The 17,510-nt window shown below is 66.0% G+C and carries 17 protein-coding genes; 9 read left to right on the top strand and 8 right to left on the bottom strand.

Going from position 1 to position 17,510, the window contains the following annotated elements; genetic code table 11:
- The first annotated feature begins 75 nt into the window (after positions 1-75).
- The 8 genes from CFK21_RS09910 to CFK21_RS09875 all read left to right on the top strand — a co-directional run bounded on the left by CFK21_RS09910 (position 76) and on the right by CFK21_RS09875 (position 10,887).
- Positions 76-1,392 (top strand): homoserine dehydrogenase, encoded by a 1,317-nt coding sequence (locus tag CFK21_RS09910; protein WP_096366511.1) that lies wholly within the window; start codon positions 76-78, stop codon positions 1,390-1,392.
- A gap of 169 nt (positions 1,393-1,561) precedes the next feature.
- On the top strand, positions 1,562-2,716 hold the full coding sequence (gene thrC, locus CFK21_RS09905) for a threonine synthase (RefSeq protein WP_096366510.1): 1,155 nt from the start codon (positions 1,562-1,564) through the stop codon (positions 2,714-2,716).
- A complete protein-coding gene (locus tag CFK21_RS09900; protein WP_096366509.1) occupies positions 2,685-3,731 on the top strand; it encodes a hypothetical protein in 1,047 nt (348 codons plus the stop codon). The genes thrC and CFK21_RS09900 overlap by 32 nt, the downstream gene beginning before the upstream one ends.
- Positions 3,732-4,005: 274 nt before the next feature.
- Complete coding sequence (gene recJ / locus CFK21_RS09895) at positions 4,006-5,751, top strand: single-stranded-DNA-specific exonuclease RecJ (RefSeq protein ID WP_096366508.1); 1,746 nt, start codon at positions 4,006-4,008, stop codon at positions 5,749-5,751.
- Between the two features lie 114 nt (positions 5,752-5,865).
- Positions 5,866-7,476 (top strand): L,D-transpeptidase family protein, encoded by a 1,611-nt coding sequence (locus CFK21_RS09890; protein ID WP_096366507.1) that lies wholly within the window; start codon positions 5,866-5,868, stop codon positions 7,474-7,476.
- Positions 7,477-7,596: 120 nt separating this feature from the next.
- Positions 7,597-8,139: a DUF882 domain-containing protein gene (locus tag CFK21_RS09885; RefSeq protein ID WP_096366506.1), complete on the top strand. Its 543-nt coding sequence runs from the start codon at positions 7,597-7,599 to the stop codon at positions 8,137-8,139.
- Positions 8,140-8,240: 101 nt separating this feature from the next.
- Entirely contained in the window at positions 8,241-8,843 is a 603-nt protein-coding gene (locus CFK21_RS09880) for a Tll0287-like domain-containing protein (protein ID WP_096366505.1), read from the top strand.
- Between the two features lie 232 nt (positions 8,844-9,075).
- Entirely contained in the window at positions 9,076-10,887 is a 1,812-nt protein-coding gene (locus CFK21_RS09875) for a cation:proton antiporter (RefSeq protein ID WP_096366504.1), read from the top strand.
- A gap of 74 nt (positions 10,888-10,961) precedes the next feature.
- On the opposite strand, the gene CFK21_RS09870 is transcribed toward CFK21_RS09875, so the two are convergent.
- Positions 10,962-11,372, bottom strand: coding sequence for an HIT domain-containing protein (locus CFK21_RS09870; RefSeq protein WP_096366503.1), 411 nt, complete (start codon positions 11,370-11,372; stop codon positions 10,962-10,964).
- Positions 11,373-11,531: 159 nt separating this feature from the next.
- On the opposite strand from CFK21_RS09870, the gene CFK21_RS09865 reads away from it, so the two are divergent.
- Positions 11,532-12,068, top strand: a complete 537-nt coding sequence (locus CFK21_RS09865) for a 2OG-Fe(II) oxygenase (protein ID WP_157745595.1) — start codon at positions 11,532-11,534, stop codon at positions 12,066-12,068.
- A gap of 93 nt (positions 12,069-12,161) precedes the next feature.
- Here the strand turns inward: CFK21_RS09865 and CFK21_RS09860 are convergent, their stop codons facing one another.
- The 7 genes from CFK21_RS09860 to CFK21_RS09830 are packed head-to-tail and all read right to left on the bottom strand — an operon-like array spanning position 12,162 to position 17,483.
- Positions 12,162-12,392: a DUF2835 domain-containing protein gene (locus CFK21_RS09860; RefSeq protein ID WP_096366501.1), complete on the bottom strand. Its 231-nt coding sequence runs from the start codon at positions 12,390-12,392 to the stop codon at positions 12,162-12,164.
- Positions 12,393-12,409: 17 nt separating this feature from the next.
- Positions 12,410-13,012: a V-type ATP synthase subunit D gene (locus CFK21_RS09855; RefSeq protein ID WP_096366500.1), complete on the bottom strand. Its 603-nt coding sequence runs from the start codon at positions 13,010-13,012 to the stop codon at positions 12,410-12,412.
- A gap of 52 nt (positions 13,013-13,064) precedes the next feature.
- A complete protein-coding gene (locus CFK21_RS09850) occupies positions 13,065-14,450 on the bottom strand; it encodes a V-type ATP synthase subunit B (RefSeq protein WP_096366499.1) in 1,386 nt (461 codons plus the stop codon).
- On the bottom strand, positions 14,440-16,191 hold the full coding sequence (locus tag CFK21_RS09845) for a V-type ATP synthase subunit A (protein ID WP_096366498.1): 1,752 nt from the start codon (positions 16,189-16,191) through the stop codon (positions 14,440-14,442). Before CFK21_RS09845 ends, CFK21_RS09850 begins: the two co-directional genes overlap by 11 nt.
- A complete protein-coding gene (locus CFK21_RS09840; RefSeq protein WP_096366497.1) occupies positions 16,184-16,828 on the bottom strand; it encodes a V-type ATP synthase subunit E family protein in 645 nt (214 codons plus the stop codon). The genes CFK21_RS09845 and CFK21_RS09840 overlap by 8 nt, the downstream gene beginning before the upstream one ends.
- The gene (locus CFK21_RS09835; protein WP_096366496.1) at positions 16,825-17,130 is read right to left on the bottom strand and encodes a V-type ATP synthase subunit F; all 306 of its coding nucleotides are present in this window, start codon (positions 17,128-17,130) and stop codon (positions 16,825-16,827) included. The genes CFK21_RS09840 and CFK21_RS09835 overlap by 4 nt, the downstream gene beginning before the upstream one ends.
- Positions 17,127-17,483, bottom strand: a complete 357-nt coding sequence (locus tag CFK21_RS09830; protein ID WP_096366495.1) for an ATP synthase subunit C — start codon at positions 17,481-17,483, stop codon at positions 17,127-17,129. Before CFK21_RS09830 ends, CFK21_RS09835 begins: the two co-directional genes overlap by 4 nt.
- Positions 17,484-17,510: the final 27 nt, after the last annotated feature.

Below are 17,510 nucleotides of genomic sequence, written 5' to 3'. Positions count from 1 at the left end.
TGTCCTTTGACTTGCATTTTTCCGTGTTCTTCCGTGTATTCCGTGGCCATTCAAGACAACAAGGAGTGAACTGAAGTGAAACCGGTCAAGGTCGGCCTGCTGGGCCTGGGTACCGTCGGCGGCGGCACCTTCAACGTGCTGCGGCGCAACGCCGCGGAGATCGCGCGCCGTGCCGGCCGCGGCATCGAGATCGTGCACGCCGCGGCGCGCGAATACGACCCGGCGCGTCTGCCCGGCATCGAGGGCATTCAGGTTTCCGACGACGCCTTCAAGGTGGTCGACGACCCGGAGATCGACATCATCGTCGAGTTGATCGGCGGTTATTCTCCGGCCAAGGAACTGGTGCTCAGGGCGATCGGGAACGGCAAGCACGTGGTCACCGCCAACAAGGCGCTGATCGCCCTGCATGGCAACGAGATCTTCAAGGCGGCCCAGGACCAGGGCTTGATGGTGGCCTTCGAGGCCGCGGTCGGCGGCGGCATCCCCATCATCAAGGCGGTGCGCGAGGGCCTGGCCGCCAACCAGATCGAGTGGATGGCCGGCATCATCAACGGCACCGGCAACTTCATCCTCACCGAGATGCGCGACAAGGGCCGCGACTTCGCCGACGTGCTGGCCGAGGCCCAGGCGCTGGGCTATGCCGAGGCCGATCCGACCTTCGACGTCGAGGGCATCGACGCCGCGCACAAGCTGACCATCCTGGCCTCCATCGCCTTCGGCGTGCCGCTGCAGTTCGACCGCACCTACACCGAGGGCATCAGCAACATCACCCGCGACGATGTGGCCTATGCCGGCGAACTCGGCTACCGCATCAAGCACCTGGGCTTTTCCCGCCGCACCCCGGACGGCATCGAACTGCGGGTGCATCCCACCCTGATCCCGGAGCGGCGCCTGATCGCCAATGTCGACGGCGTGATGAACGCCGTCCTGGTCAAGGGTGATGCCGTCGGCCCCACCCTGTACTATGGCGCCGGCGCCGGCGCCGAGCCGACCGCCTCGGCCGTGGTGGCCGACATCGTCGATGTCACCCGGGTGCTGACCGCCGATCCCGAGAACCGGGTGCCGCACCTGGCCTTCCAGCCCGATGCATTGTCGGATACGCCCATCCTGCCCATGGAGGCAGTGGAGACGGCCTATTACCTGCGCCTGTGCGCCCAGGACAAGCCGGGCGTGCTCAGCGATGTCACCCGCATCCTGGCCCAGCGCGCAATCAGCATCGAGGCCATCCTGCAGAAGGAACCGGTCGAAGGCGCGACCCGGGTGCCGGTGATCATCCTAACCCACCGGGTCACCGAGGGGGCGATGAACGAGGCCATCGCCGCCATCGAGGCGCTGGAGCACATCGAGGACAAGGTTACCCGCATCCGTCTCGAGCATCTGGATGCGAGTTGAACTGATTTGAATATTCTTGAACCGCCAAGGCGCCAAGGGCGCCAAGTGGCGTAGGTCGGGTTAGCCCGGCAGGGCGTAACCCGACGCAGTCCGCCGGGCATGTCGGGTTACGCTGCGCTAACCCGACCTACGTGGTTCAGTTTTATATACATCAAACCGAGGGCCCACCATGCCATTCCGTACCCGCTACACCGGTCTGATCGACAAGTACCGCGACCGGCTGCCCGTCCATGACGACACCCGCATCATCAGCCTGGGCGAGGGCAACACGCCGCTGATCCGGCTGAACAACATCCCGCGTGTGATCGGCAAGGAGGTCGACATCTACGTCAAATTCGAGGGCCTGAACCCGACCGGCTCGTTCAAGGACCGCGGCATGACCATGGCGGTCACGCGCGCGGTGGAGGAGGGCAGCAAGGCCATCATCTGCGCCTCCACCGGCAACACCTCGGCGGCAGCCGCGGCCTATGCCGCCCGCGCCGGCATCACCGCCTTCGTGCTCATTCCCGAGGGCAAGATCGCCATGGGCAAACTGGCCCAGGCCATGATGCACGGTGCGGTGGTGCTGCAGATCCGCGGCAACTTCGATGCCGGCATGCGTCTGGTCAAGGAGGTGGCCGAGGCCGCGCCGGTGACCATCGTCAATTCCATCAATCCCTACCGGCTGCAGGGCCAGAAGACGGCCGCCTTCGAGATCGTCGAGGAACTGGGTCGGGCCCCGGATTATCACTGTCTGCCGGTGGGCAATGCCGGCAACATCACCGCCCACTGGATCGGCTACTGCGAGTACTCCTCCGGCTCGGGCGATCACGTGACCGAGGCCTGCACCTTCTGCAAGGGTCACTGCAGCTACGCCGGCGGCGCCATCGTCGGCAACCGGCCGAAGATGATCGGTTACCAGGCCGCGGGCAGCGCGCCCTTCATGCGCGGCGCCATGGTGGACGATCCCGACACCGTGGCCACGGCCATCCGCATCGGCCATCCCCAGTCCTGGGACCAGGCCTGGAAGGTCAGGGAGGAGTCCGGCGGCTGGTTCGACGAATGCACCGATGAGGAGATCCTGGCTGCGCAGAAACTGCTGGCGCAGAACGAGGGCGTGTTCTGCGAACCGGCCTCGGCCGCCTCGCTGGCCGGCGCGCTGCGCGACGTGAAGAACGGGAAGATCCCCGAGGGCAGTTCCATCGTCTGCACCCTGACCGGCAACGGTCTGAAGGATCCGGATACCGCCATCAGCCAGTGCCGGGCCGACGGGACCATGCTGACCATCGATGCCACCCTGGACGCGGTGCGCGATGCCATCCTCAAGGGGATGGAAGGCAATTGAACTGATCGAACTGAGCCTGTGCATTCCCGGCCTTCTGGGGCCGCTGGCCGGCCTCGACCCGGCGCAGATCGACCTGCCCGCGGTACCGGCGCTGAGCCGTCTGCTGTCCCGCGCCGATCGCGGCCGCGGGCCGCGTGATGCATTCGAGGCGCTGGCCGGACTCGGCGGCTATCCGCGCGGCGCGCTGCCCGCGGCCCGGCTGCGCTACCTCGGCGAGACCGGCGGCATGGGCGGTCCGGGTGAATTGCTGTGCGCCGATCCGGTGCATCTGCGCGCCGACCAGGACCGGGTGCTTCTGTTCGATGCCGATCTGAATGTCACTGCCGGGGAAGCGCGGGCCTTGTGCGCTGCCTTCAACGCCTTCGAGGCGGACAGCAGTATGCGGCTGGAATGCGTGACGCCGGAGCACTGGTACCTGCACCTGCCGGACGCAGCCGGCATCACCACGACTCCGCTGCCGTATGCCCGCGGCCGTGACATCGATCCCCTGCTGCCGGCAGGTCGCGACTCCTCCCGCTGGCATGCCCTGCTCAACGAGTGGCAGATGCTGCTGTTCCAGCAGCCGGTGAACCAGCAGCGCCAGCAGTCCGGCCGGCCCATGATCAACGGTATCTGGCTCTGGGGCGAAGGCGAGCTGGTCGACGGCCAGACGGAGTTCAGGACCCTGTGGGCCGATGATCCGCTGGTGCAGGGCATCGGCCGGCACCTGTCGGTCAACGCCCGGCCGCTGCCCGCCGATCCCGCCCACTGGCTGGCCTCGGTGGGTCCGGGGCAGCACTGGATTCACCTGACGGGACTGCTGCAGCCGCTGGCCTATCGGGATCTTGAACATTGGTCGCAGGCCGTCATGGAACTGGAGGCCGCCTGGTTCCAGCCGCTGCTCGCCGCCGTGCGTTCAGGCAGAGTGCAACGGGTCAGCCTGCTGCCCTGCAACGGCGCGGTTTTTCACTACCAAGGCCGGCATCGCTTCCGGTTCTGGCGCCGCGACAAGCGATTTTCCGCATACCTGCAATGACCAGCAGACGCAGTCATGCAGGTCGGGTTGGCCTGAAAGGCGTAACCCGACGCGCCCATGGCTGACCTGTCGGGTTACGCTGCGCTAACCCGACCTACAGGCTTAAGGAACCAATGATTTATTCGTCATTGCGAGGCGCGTAGCGCCGTGGCAATCTCCAACCGGTTGATTCTGCAGTATGAGATTGCCACGCTGCGCTCGCAATGACGGCTAACTAAGTGTCATTCCCTCTGGGTACCCGCAATCACGAGAATCACCAATATACATCGAGTCCATGACGCATCCGTCCCGCCACAAACGCATCGTCCGCCGCGAGCCGCAGGTCGATCCCGCCGAACTGCCCGACAGCCTGCCGGCCGTGCTGCGCCGCGTCTATGCCGCGCGTGGCGTGAGCCGTCCGGAAGAGCTGGAGCATGCGCTCAAACGTCTGCACCGGCCGGAGCAGCTGGGTGGGCTGGCTACGGCGGTCGATCTGCTGGAGCATGCGCTGACCGGCGACAGCCGCATCCTGATCGTCGGCGATTTCGATGCCGACGGCGCGACCAGCAGCGCCCTGTGCGTGCGGGCGCTGCGCGCCCTGGGTGCGCGTCAGGTCGAGTTCCTGGTGCCCAACCGCTTCGAGTACGGCTACGGACTCACGCCCGAGATCGTCGACGTTGCACTTGAACGCCGGCCCGATCTGATCATGACGGTGGACAACGGCGTCTCCAGCCACCAGGGGGTGGCCGCTGCCCAGGCCGCCGGGGTGCAGGTGCTGGTGACCGACCATCACCTGCCGGGCGCAGTGCTGCCGCCGGCCGAGGCCATCGTCAATCCCAACCTGCCGGGCGACCCCTTCCCCAGCAAGCACCTCGCCGGCGTCGGGGTGGCCTTCTATGTCCTGTCGGCCCTGCGGGCCCGGCTGCGTGAGACCGGCTGGTTCAATGCCCGCGGGATCGACGAGCCCAATCTGGCCGCGCTGCTGGATCTGGTCGCGCTGGGCACGGTGGCCGATGTGGTGCCGCTGGATCACAACAATCGCATCCTGGTCGAGCAGGGCCTGCGCCGCATCCGTGCCGGCCAGTGCGTGCCGGGCATCACCGCGCTGCTGCAGGCGGCCGGGCGCGACCCGAGGCGCTGCGTGGCTTCCGACCTCGGCTTCGCCGTCGGCCCCCGGCTCAATGCCGCCGGGCGCATGGAGGATATGCGCATCGGCATCGATTGCCTGCTGGCCGACTCCATGGCCGAGGCGCGCAGCCTGGCCGCCACCCTGGACGGCCTGAACCGCGAGCGGCGCGAGGTCGAGACGCAGATGAAGGAGGAGGCGCTGCGCGAACTGGAGGCATTGCACCTGGACGAAGCGGCCGAACTGCCGGTCGGGGTGTGCCTGTACAATCCGGACTGGCATCAGGGTGTGATCGGGATCCTGGCCGCGCGGGTCAAGGAGGCCTGGCACCGTCCGGTGATCGCCTTTGCGCGCGCCGGCGAGGATGAACTCAAGGGCTCGGCCCGCTCGGTGCCGGGACTGCATATCCGCGATGTGCTTGACGCCGTTGCCGCGCGCCATCCGGAGTTGATCCGCAAGTTCGGTGGTCACGCCATGGCCGCGGGACTGAGCCTGGCCGAATCCGCGCTGGCTGAGTTCAAGGCCGCCTTCGATGCCGAGGTGCGCCGGCACCTGGATGAACAGGCCCTGCATGGGGTTGTATACAGCGACGGTGAACTCGCCCCGGACGAGCTCAGCCTGGAGACCGCCGAACTACTGCGGGCCGCCGGTCCCTGGGGGCAGGCCTTTCCCGAACCGGTGTTCGACGGCGATTTCGAACTGGTCGGCCAGCGCGTGGTCGGTGAGCATCACCTCAAGCTGCAACTGCGCGAACCGCGCTCCGGCCGGAACCTGGATGCCATCGCCTTTCACGCGGCGGCGCAGCATGTGCTGGAGGCGGGCGCGGAACTGCATCTGGCCTACCGGGCCGACAGTAATGCCTTTCGCGGCCAATGCAGTTTACAATTGGTGGTGGAGCACATCGAAACGCTGTGACCCGCCTGCGGTCCCGCCCTGCAGCCGGGTCATCGGATCATCCCATTACCGTTCAAAATCGTGTCTGAACCGTTTTTCCTCAATATTCTCCGACGTCTGTTTGCATACGCCCTGTTGCTGACGGCATGGCCGGCGGCCGCGGCCGGTCCCGACAGCGTCGATCTGCGCAATGGAATCGAACACTTCGTCACCCGTGCCGAGACGCAGATGACCTGCCGTGGCCTGGACTGGGAGGCGCTGCAGCGGTTCTATTCCCAGCGCGGCTACCTTCCGGTCTGGTGGGATATATTCGAACGCCGACCGGTCCCGGCCGCGAAGCAACTGATCGCGATCCTCGAGCAGAGTCCCGAACATGGCCTGTCGGTCAGCGATTATCACCTGCATGAACTGATGGCGCTGCTGCCGAGCAGGCCGGAGGCTGACCTGGTCCAGATCGATGTCCTGTTGACCGATGCTTTTCTGGCCTATGCCCGACATCTGTACAGCGGCCGCAACCGCCCGCAGCTGATCGATCCGGCATGGCACATCGAGCCGGACAGCCTGGATGCCGAGGCGTTGCTGGCCCGGGTGCTGGACAACACCCGCCTGGAAGCGACGCTCGCCGCCCTGGCGCCGCCGCACCCCGAATACCGACAACTCCAGGACCTGCTGGTGCGCTATCGCGGCCTGGCCGCAAGCGGCGGTTGGCCGGCCCTGGAACCCGGGCCGCTGCTGCGGCCGGGCGCGCGCGACCTGCGCGTGGCCACGCTGCGCCAGCGGTTGTGGCTGGAGGGATTTCCGGTGGACTGGGAAGGCGACGAATACCTGTTCGATTCCCACCTGGAACAGACGCTGAAAAGGTTCCAGCAGCTGCGTGGCATCGAGCCCGACGGCATCGTCGGCCCGGATACGCTGCAGGCGCTGAATGTGACAGCCACCGAGCGTATTCAGCAGATCCTGCTCAATCTGGAGCGTTGGCGCTGGCTGCCGCACGATCTGGGTACGCGTCACATCATGGTCAACATCGCCGGTTTCCGACTGCAGCTGGTCGAGCACGATCAGGTCACGCAGGACATGCGTGTGATCATCGGCAAGCCCTACCGCTCGACGCCGGCCTTTGTCGGCCGCATGAGCTATCTGGTGTTCAATCCCTACTGGAATGTGCCCGAGCGCAACATGCGCGAAGACCTGCTTCCGCAGCAGATTGCCGATCCCGGCTATCTCGCCGCCAACGGCTACCGGATCCTGGAGGGCTGGAGTCCGGAGGCCAGGGAGATCGATCCCGCCGAAATCGACTGGCAGCGGGTGCGGCCGGCCCAGTTTCCCTATCGCCTGCGCCAGGACCCGGGGCCGCAGAACAGTCTGGGCCGGATCAAGTTCATGCTGCCCAACCGTTTCGATGTCTACCTGCACGATACACCGGCACGGCACCTGTTCGAGCGTACCGTGCGCACCTTCAGTTCGGGCTGCATCCGGGTGGAGGAACCGGTCGCACTGGCCGAGCGGGTACTCGCCGGGACGGAGGAGGACTGGAGCGCAGACGCGATCCGCGAAGTGATCGCAAGCAGGGAGACCCGCAGCATCCGGCTGCCCGAACCGCTGCCCGTGTACGTGCTGTATTGGACGGTGTGGGTCGATGACGAAGGTCGGGCTCATTTCGTCAATGACGTTTATGGCCGGGACCGCCGCATGGCGCAGTGGTTGGGGACGCAGGCGGAATCCGAATCCGAAGCGGCCGTCCAATAACCCGATTTTCTGAACGGCTTCCCGGAATTTTTCCGTCGTGACGGTATACTGGGGCCTGAACTGTGGCACGGGCAATGCATGTCTGTACCTGCCCAAGACTTTGAACAAGATGGACTGTTTATGACCAAGCATTTGAATAGACGAGGCTTTATCAAGAATATCGCCGGTCTCGGCGCGCTCCTGAGCAGCCCGGCGGCACTGGCCCGCATCGGAACGCCGACGCGGCGCGAACTGGCCCTGCACAACCTGCACACCGGTGAGTCCACCGAGGTGGTTTACTGGCGCGATGGCGACTATGCCAGTTCCGCCCTGACCGACCTGAATCATCTGCTGCGCGATCACCGCAGCGGCGAGGTCTGGGAGATGGATCCGGCCCTGCTCGATCAGCTCTACGTGCTGCAGCGCTCGGTGGGCGTGGAGCGCCCCTACCACGTCATTTCCGGCTACCGCTCGCCTGCCACCAATGCCATGCTGAGCAGCCAGAGCAACGGCGTGGCCAAGCGCAGCCTGCACATGCAGGGCCGCGCCATCGACGTCCGTCTGCCGGGCGTGAAGTTGTCCAGGCTGCGCGAGGCGGCGCTGGCGCTGCAGGCCGGCGGCGTGGGATATTACCCGAAATCCAATTTCATCCACCTGGATACCGGCCGGGTGCGCTTCTGGTAATCCATCTCCGGGTATCGTTGTGATTCTTGATCCAGGCCAAGTCCGCCACGGCCAGTGTTGGCTAGACTCGCTGCCAGGTCTGAACAATCAAGGAGATCACCATGCACGGAACCATCCTGAAATCGGTACTGCTGTCGGCTGTTGTTGCCGGTTCCGGTACGGTGCTGGCCGAGGTGGATGAGGCCGCACGCACCGAAGCGGCGCGCAATGCCTCCATGGAACTGATCCAGAAGCTGGGCGGGACCCTGCAGCAGGAGATGAAGACCGCCGGCCCGGCCGCGGCCATCACCGTCTGCCGCGACGTCGCGCCGCAGATCGCCGGCGAATTGTCGCGCCGCAACGGCTGGCGGGTCACCCGGGTCAGCGACCGCGTGCGCAACCCCATGCTGGGCATGGCCGACGACTGGGAGGCCGGGGTACTGGAAGAGTTTCACCATCAGGTCGAGGCGGGCAGAAAACCGGCTGAGCTCGAATTCACCGAGGTCGTGACCGAGGCCGACGGCCAGCGCTACTTCCGCTACATGAAGGCCATCGGCACCAAGCCGGTATGCCTGACCTGCCATGGCGAGCGCGAGCAGATGCCGGCCGATGTCAGGCAGGCCATCGAATCGGCCTATCCCCATGACCAGGCTGTCGGCTACAGCGCCGGCCAGGTGCGCGGCGCGGTCAGCATCAAGCAGCCGCTGCCGGCCGAGGACAGCTGAGGTTCCATGCAGTGATGTAGGTCGGGTTAGCCTGAAAGGCGTAACCCGACGCACTCATGGCATGTCGGGTTACGCTGCGCTAACCCGACCTACAGCCTGCGCGGGGATGACGGATATAGTGAAATCCGGTTTATCAGGATGCAATACGGGGCTGCCCGTTCACAGTTCAATCTTGTCCCTTCGATGGGTATTGCATAGACTGCAGCCTAAACCATAGAAAAGCCGCAGCTGCATGCATACCGATATCCTCCTGACCCTGGCGCTGATCGGCCTGCTGGCCATCCTGTGTCAGTGGTTCGCCTGGTGGGTCAAGCTGCCGGCGATCCTGTTCCTGCTGCTCTCCGGTATCGTTGCCGGCCCGGTGACCGGCTGGCTGAACCCGGATGCCCTGTTCGGCGAATTGCTGTTTCCCATCATCTCCCTGTCGGTCGGTGTGATCCTGTTCGAGGGGGCGCTCACGCTGCGCTTTCGCGAGATCGCCGGGCTGGAGACGGTGGTGCGACGCATGGTCAGCAGCGGGGTGCTGGTCACCTGGGCCGTGGTCAGCCTGGCCACTCATTATCTGCTTGCCTTTCCCCTGGAACTCGCGATCCTGTTCGGCGCCATCATGGTGGTGACCGGTCCGACCGTGATCGTGCCTATGCTGCGTACCGTGCGGCCCAACAGCCGCATCAGCAACATCCTGCGCTGGGAGGGGATCGTCATCGACCCGCTGGGCGCGCTGCTGGCGGTGCTGGTGTTCGAATTCATCATCTCCGGCCAGGGCAGTCAGGCGCTGGAACATACCCTGCTGCAGTTCGCCAAGACCATATTGATCGGAGTGCTGGTGGGCGGTGGCGGCGGCTTCGCCCTGGAGCAGATCCTGCGTCGGCACCTGATGCCGGAGTATCTGCATAACGTCGCGGCCCTGGTACTGGTGTTCGTGGTGTTCGCCGCCTCCGATACCCTGATGGCCGAGTCCGGGCTGCTCAGCGTGACGGTCATGGGCATCTGGTTGGCCAACCGCAAGGACCTGAACATCGAGCATATCCTCAATTTCAAGGAAAGCCTGAGTGTATTGTTGATCTCCGGGCTGTTCATCCTGCTCGCCGCGCGACTCGATCTGGGCCAGATCCAGGCGCTCGGCTGGCCGGCACTGGCGGTACTCGCCATTCTGCAGTTCGTGGCCCGGCCGCTCAAGGTGATGGTGGCGGCCTTCGGTTCCAATCTGAACTGGCGCGAGCGTGCGCTGCTGTCGTGGATCGCCCCGCGCGGCATCGTGGCTGCGGCCGTGGCGGCGATCTTCTCACTGCAACTGCAGCAGCAGGGGTATGCGGCCGCCGAATTGCTGGTGCCGCTGACCTTCATCGTGATCATCGGTACTGTGGTGCTGCAGAGCGCGACCGCGGGGCTGCTGGCGCGGGCGCTGAAGGTGGCCGAGCCCGAACCCAGCGGTTTTCTCATCGTCGGCGCCAACCCGGTGGCGCGCACCCTGGCCGAGAGCCTGGTCAAGCATGACTATGATTGTCTGCTGTGCGATACCAACTGGTCCTATGTGCGCACTGCACGCATGCATGGTTTGAAGACCTTCTACGGTCATCCGGTGTCCCAGGATGCCGACCGGCGGCTGGACCTGGTCGGACTGGGCCGGCTGCTGGCATTGTCACCCCAGCGCGAGGTCAATGCACTGGCGGTGGTGCGCTATCGACGTGAATTCGGCGAAGGGAATCTCTATACGCTGCTCAGCAGGGAAGAGGGCGAGAAGGCACAGGACAAACCCGAGGCGGGCTACATCGCCTTCAGCAGGGAACTGACCTACCAGCATCTGGCCGAGTGGATCAGCCTCGGCGCCGAGATGCACGAGACCAGGCTGAGCGAGAGTTTCGATTTCGATGCCTATTACGAAAAATACTTCGACAAGGGCATCCTGCTGTTCGCCATCGATCCGCGCGGCAGGCTGCGCGTGATCGTCGAGGACAGGGATCTGGAGTTCGGACCTGGGTGGACGCTGCTGACTCTGGTCAGGTCGGAGGAAGAGAAGGTGAAAACGGAAGCGCAGGCGTAGGATGGGTGGAGCGCAGCGCAACCCATCGTACCCGCTCCGGTGATGGGTTGCGGCACGATGCGTCTCCACCCATCCTACACAGACCGGGCGATGACCTCCTGCAGACGTGCAACGGCCTCGTCCGCCGCTTCAGTCGTGTAGGGACGGGCGGGGGCATGGCCCCACACCGGCTTCGGCCAGGCCGGATCGCCGATATAACGTACCACGTGATGCAGATGCAGCTGCGGTACCAGGTTGCCGATGGCAGCGATGTTGAGCTTGTCCGGCCGGTACAGCCGTGTCAGGCCGCGGGCCAGGCGCGAGGACTCGCGGATCAGCTGCTGCTGGTCGGCTTCCTCCAGCTGATGGATCTCGCTGATGTCCTCCCGGTCGGGAACGAGGATGCACCAGGGATAATTGCAGTCATTCATCAGCAGCAGGTGGCACAGATCCAGGCGGCTGACGTAGTGACAGTCCTGTTCCAGGCGGGGATGGAGTCGGGTCATGGTAGAATTCTGGCTCCTTATACACCTCATCCTGGCGGAAACCGGATGGTAATGACGCAGGTTGGATCAGCCTGCAAGGCGTAACCCGACATCCGCCGGCAAGTGTCGGGTTACGCTGCGCTAACCCGACCTACATTCTGTATGAATCAAGCTTTATACATGATGCCATCTCCGATCGAGCTTCGCGACTGCCCGCCTGTGAAGGTACTGGATCTGCCCGGGGCCGCGGCCCTGAACCGCGAACTGCTGCCGGCCTATCATGATCAGCTCGCCGCCGGCGTGGAGCGACGCAGCCATTTCTTCGCGGGGCGCTACGAGAACATCTATATCGGACGCGAACGCCTGCCGGCGATCGAGCCGGTGCTGCGGGCGGCCTGCGCCGTGACTGCGCGGCTGCATGGCGGTGTCCCCGGCGATTATCGGGCCGGCTTCTGGTTCAATGACACGCCGCCGGGCGGCCGTACCCTGCCGCACACCCATGACGACGACGATGAACTGGTCTCCTGCGTCTACTATGTCCAGGTGCCGGACAACGCCGGCTGCCTGGCGGTGGAGGAGGGAGGACAGCGCCTGCTGGTGCGGCCGCGGGCCGGGCGGATGGTGTTGTTTGCGCCCGATGCGCTGCACTGGGTGACACCGAACCTTTCCGGCGACAGCCGGCTGTCGATCGGGATCAATGTGGGGCGTACTGCGTAGGTCGGGTCAGCCGCAGCGTAACCCGACAAATCGCGGCTGCAACCTGTTGGGTTACGGCGCTGCGCGCCTGACCCAACCTACGATACTGAGGAATCAGTCCGATATGCGATGCAGGGCGACGAACTTCCGGTTGCCGTCGAACTCCAGCTCGAACCAGCCCTGTACCCCGTTCCGCAGCACATGGGGGCGCAGGGCCTCCACCGGAAAGCGCACCGAAATCCCGTCCGGGGTCCGGGCCAGGACGCTGTCGACCTCGCCGCGGTAGTAGCGCAGTACCTCGTCGGCGGACAGCGTCAGATGAATGCGCAGGCGTTGGGTGTTCATGTGCTTGTGCGACAGTTTCAGTCGGTCGACTGGGACAGGCGCACGCGGATGGCCTCTTCCTGGTCGACGTCTTCGAGCCGGTCCTCCAGCTCATGGATGCGTTGTTCGTTTTCGGGCAGCAGTACATCCTCGATGGCCCGTGCGCGACGCTCGGTGCGCCGGTAGTCGGCCACCAGTGCCGTCAGATTATGCGTCAGGACCGCCATGCGTGCCAGCCGACGCAGCCATTCGACCACGGCCTCGGCGCAGTCGCGTCCCGGGGCCTCACGCGACAGCTGCCTGACCGGTTCCTCCAACAGACCCGGATCACCGCTGAGCACGCGGGTGCCGAGAAAGTTGCGGCGCAGAAAGTGAAAGTCGGTCGTCAGTTGCAGCAACGCGGGCAGGGTGCGGCTGCCGGCCAGGCCCTGTTCGCGTACCAGGGCGCGCAGCGCCTCGCGCACCCGCTCACGGCCGGCCACGGCGTCAATCTCGAGCGTCTCCAGTTCGTTGAGCTCGCGCAGGCATTCCGTCGCCAGCATCAAGCGCTTTTCGTCCAGGAAATGGAAACCCTCCTGCATTACGCCGCGCTCGTCGCGCAGCTCCAGCAGATCGGCGTGGGTGGTGGCAGAAGTCTCCATTTCCTACCGTCGTGCGTCGCAGCAGAAAGGGGGTGACAAATGGGGACTCGAGTCAGGCATGATGCGGCTCGATGTACTTCGCGATCTGGGCGTCGTTCAGCCGGTGCAGCTCGGCGGCGGGCAGGGCGGCGAGCAGGCGCCAGCCGATCTCCATGCTGGCCTCCAGGCTGCGGCGCGCGGCCTGGGCGACGAACTCGCGCTCGAACTGGTCGCCGAAGCGCAGGTAGTAGCGGTCGGTCTCGGTCAGGCCGTCCTCGCCGACCACGTTGGCCAGCACCCGCACCTGTACCGCGCGGGCGTAGGCGGCATACAGCTGGTTGGCCAGGTCGGGGTGGTCCTCGTGGGTGAAGCCGCGCCCGGTGCCGTCCTTCATCAGTCGCGACAGGCTGGGCAGCACCTTCACCGGCGGGTACAGGCCGCGCCGGTGAAGGTTGCGGTCGAGCACGATCTGGCCCTCGGTGATATAACCGGTGAGATCAGGTATGGGATGACTGATGTCGTCCGAGGGCATGCTCAGAATGGGGATCTGGGTGAGTGAGCCGCCGCGGCCCTCGATGATGCCGGCGCGTTCGTACAGGGTGGCGAGGTCCGAATACATGTAGCCGGGATAGCCCTTGCGGCTGGGTATCTCGCCGTGGCTGGCCGAGACCTCGCGCAGGGCTTCGCAGTAGTTGGTGAGGTCGGTGAGGATGACCAGTACGTGGTGGCCCCGTTCGTAGGCAAGGTACTCGGCCGCGGTCAGCGCGAAGCGCGGTGTAAGCAGGCGCTGCACACTGGAGTCGGAGGCCAGGTTCAGGAACAGGGCGGTATGGCCCAGCACGCCGCTGCGTTCCATGGCGGTGCGGAACTGCTCGGCGGTGTCGTGGGGGATGCCGATACCGGCGAAGACGATGGAGAAGCGTCCGGCGTCGTCGCCACGCAGCCGCGCCTGACGTGCCAGCTGGATGGCGAGGCTGTCATGCGGCAGGCCGCCGCCCGAGAAGATGGGCAGCTTCTGGCCGCGCACCAGGCTGTCCATGATGTCGATACTGCTGATGCCGGTCTCGATGAAGTCCGCCGGACTGGCACGCCGCGCCGGATTCAGCGCCAGACCTTCGATGCGCAGGTGCTGTTCGGCGGCGATGGGCGGGCCGCCGTCGATCACCCGGCCGACGCCGTCATAGACGCGCCCGAGCAGGTCGGGCCCGAGACTGAAATGCAGCGGTGCGCCGCGGAAGCGCACCCGGGTCTCGCTGAGCGCCAGGCCCTGGGTGGTCTCCAGCACCTCGATGGTCATGAAGTCATCGTCCAGTGCGGCCACGCGGCCCAGCCGCGGCCGGCCGTCGGCGCCGCTGACCTCCACGGCCTCGTTCAGGCCCACGTCGAGACTGCGCTGCAGGAACAGCAGCGGGCCGTCGATGCGGGTGGCGTTGCCGGCGGCGTACAGGTCAGCCTTCATCTGCAGTTTCCTTTTGGGACTTGGCAAAGGCATCGTCCAACTCATGCTCGAGTTCGGCGTAGGCGTCCAGTGCCTCCTCGCCCAGGTCCTCCTTCATGCGCTGCAGCTTGCGCAGGACGGGCATGCCGCGCAGCGCGTCCACGCTCACCCCCTGTTCCACCGCCTGCAGCGCCAGATCGATGTAGCGGGTGATCAGCGCCAGCATCACCGTCTGGCGTTCGGGCGAGGCATAGCGATCGTTCGGGGAGAAGGAGGACTGCATCAGGTAGCCCTGGTTGATCAACTCGCCGGCCAGCAGGATGCACTGCTGGCGCGGGGGCAGCGCATCCTTGCCGACGATACGCGCCATGCGCTCGAGCTGGTCCTGTTCCTCCAGGATCTGCAGCAGCCGGGCACGGCGTTCCAGCCAGTGCGGACTGCCGCGTTCGCGCCACCAGCCGGCCAGTTCGTCGACCGCCTCGGCATAGGACTGGAGCGGATGCACGGCCGGATAGAAGCGGGCCTGGGCGCGGTCGCGGTCCAGGCCCCAGAAACTGCGCACGTAGCGCTTGGTGTGGGTGGTGACCGGCTCGGAGAAATCCCCCGAGGGCGGGCTGACCGCGCCGATGATGGACAGCGATCCCTCCTCGCCGCACAGGCCGGTGACGCGCCCGGCGCGTTCGTAGAAGCTGGCCAGGCGGCTGCTCAGATAGGCGGGATAGCCGGCTTCGCCGGGCAGCTCACCCAGCCGTCCCGATACCTCGCGCAGCGCCTCGGCCCAGCGGCTGGTGGAGTCGGCCATCAGGGCCACATGCAGACCCTGGTCGCGGAAGTACTCGGCCACGGTCACGCCGGTGTAGATGCTGGCCTCGCGCGCCGCCACCGGCATGTTGGAGGTGTTGGCGATGATCAGGGTACGTTCCATCAGCGAGCGGCCGGTTCGCGGGTCCTGCAGTTGCGGGAACTCATGCAGCACGCCGGCCATCTCGTTGCCGCGCTCGCCGCAGCCCACGTAGATGATGATGTCGGCGTCGCACCACTTGGCCAGGCTCTCCTGCAGCACCGTCTTGCCGGTGCCGAAGCCGCCGGGCAGGGCGGCCTTGCCGCCGCGGGCGATGGGGAACAGGGTGTCGAGGATGCGCTGGCCGGTGATCATGGGCCGGTCCGGCGGCAGGCGCTTCGCGACCGGACGCGGCACGCGCACCGGCCAGGTGTGCTGCATGCCGAGGTTGCGTGTCTCGCCGTCGGCAGTCGCGACGGTGAGCAGGTCGGTCGTATCGGTATAGTCGCCGACGGACTCGATGGTCTCGATCCTGCCACCGATGTCCGGCGGAATCAGCAGCCGCTGGTTCACCCCATTGCGGCTGACCTCGCCGAAGACCTCGCCGCCGTTGACCGCATCGCCGATCTTCAGCTTCGGCGTGAAACTGAAACGCTGCTCCGGTGCGGCGCGCATGCCGGGTTCCACATAGATGGCATCACCGCCGGCCAGCGGCCGCAGCAGGCCATCGAAGATGTTGCCCAGCAGCGCCGGGCCGAGTTTCACCGACAGGGGGTAACCGGTGCCGTGGATGCGCACGCCGGGGCGCAGGCCGGTCGTATCCTCGTAGACCTGGATGACGATCTCCTCGCGGGTCAGACGGATGATCTCGCCCAGCAGCCGGCGCTCACCGATCAGTACCGCCTCGTTGATGGCGAAATCGCCCTCGGGAACGGCACGGATGACAGGCCCCGCAACCCAGCGCAGACGTGCCTCAGCCATGGGGACTGCCTCCCGCTTCGATGTCCATGCAGCGCTCGATGTGATCCAGCAGCCGTGCCTCCAGCTGGGTGCGGTCGGCCAGCAGGCCGTCCAGGGTGGCATCCAGGTGCACGCCGCCGACGCGGATGCGCAGGCCGGCGCGGATCCCGGCCCGGGCGATCCACTCCGGTTCCCGGCCGTTGTACTCGCGCAGCCGCCGCTGCCAGTCGGCATCGATCTCCTCCGGGAAGGGCAGCGGATGCTCGATGCGCCAGTGCCCGGGCGGCAGGCGTTCCAGGGCCTGTTCGAACAGGCTGCGGATCCACTCGCTGCGGCATTCGTGCGCCTGCCACAGGGCAGCAAGCATGCCCTCAAGTTCCTGCCAGGCGCGGCCCAGGGTACGGCGGGTGGCCTCCAGCAGCTGCTGACGGTCATGGCTTTCCAGCGCGGCGCGTTCGTGGTCCAGGCGCCGGGCGTGCTGCTGACGCTCGTGTTCGATCGTCTGATGCACCCGCTCGCATGCCTCGCGGCGGGACCGGCGCAGCAGGTCGCGGGCTTCGACACGGGTCTGCTGTTCAATCTCGCGGCACTGGGCCTCGGCGCTCTCCCGGATCAGCCGGCGCAGCGCCTCGGTGCTGGTCTGCACATCAGGCGTCATGTCGCGCTTCCCCAGCCCAGTTCCCGGCGCAGCCGGACCGATTCGCCGATGAAATCCTCCGCGCCCAGCACGTCCGGGATCACCGCCACCAGCGGCTGGCCCGCCTGCAGGGCTGCCTTCAGGGTCTGGGGCGGCAGCCGCTGGGCGAAGGCCGTACCCAGCAGCAGGAAATCGGTTTCGGCCAGGCGCCGCTGGAACAATGCCTCAGCGTCCTCGTCCTCGCCGGGCACATAGACCTGAACGCCCGCCAGGCGCAGGGCGGCGGCGGTGTCGGCATCGCCGATGTAGTGCGGTACGCTCATGCCGTCAACGCATTGAGAATCAGAATGGAAATGATAAGGCCATAGATGGCGATGCCTTCCGCGAGGCCGACGAAGATGAGGGTGCGTCCGAACACCTCGGGCTTCTCGGCGATGGCACCAACGGCGGCACTGCCCACCGAGGCCACGGCGAAACCGGCGCCCAGCGACGACAGGCCGGTGGCCAGGGCTGCCGCCATGTAGCCCCACTTGCGGACCTCCGGATCGATCCCGGCCGCTACCGCGGTTGCCGTTTCGGCCAGGCCCAGGCCCGGCAGCCACAGCAGCAGCGAACCCAGCACGGCCCAGACCAGGGTCACGGCGGTCATCCCGAGGGCGAAGCGATAACGTGGCATGGTTGTTCTCCTTGGTTTGGTGTTCAG

Origin of the sequence: Thiohalobacter thiocyanaticus, from assembly GCF_002356355.1 — a bacterium.
Taxonomy (GTDB): Bacteria; Pseudomonadota; Gammaproteobacteria; order Thiohalobacterales; family Thiohalobacteraceae; genus Thiohalobacter; species Thiohalobacter thiocyanaticus_A.
The sequence above is the reverse complement of the archived record's forward strand: the minus strand, read 5'-3'. Positions and strand labels throughout refer to the sequence as shown.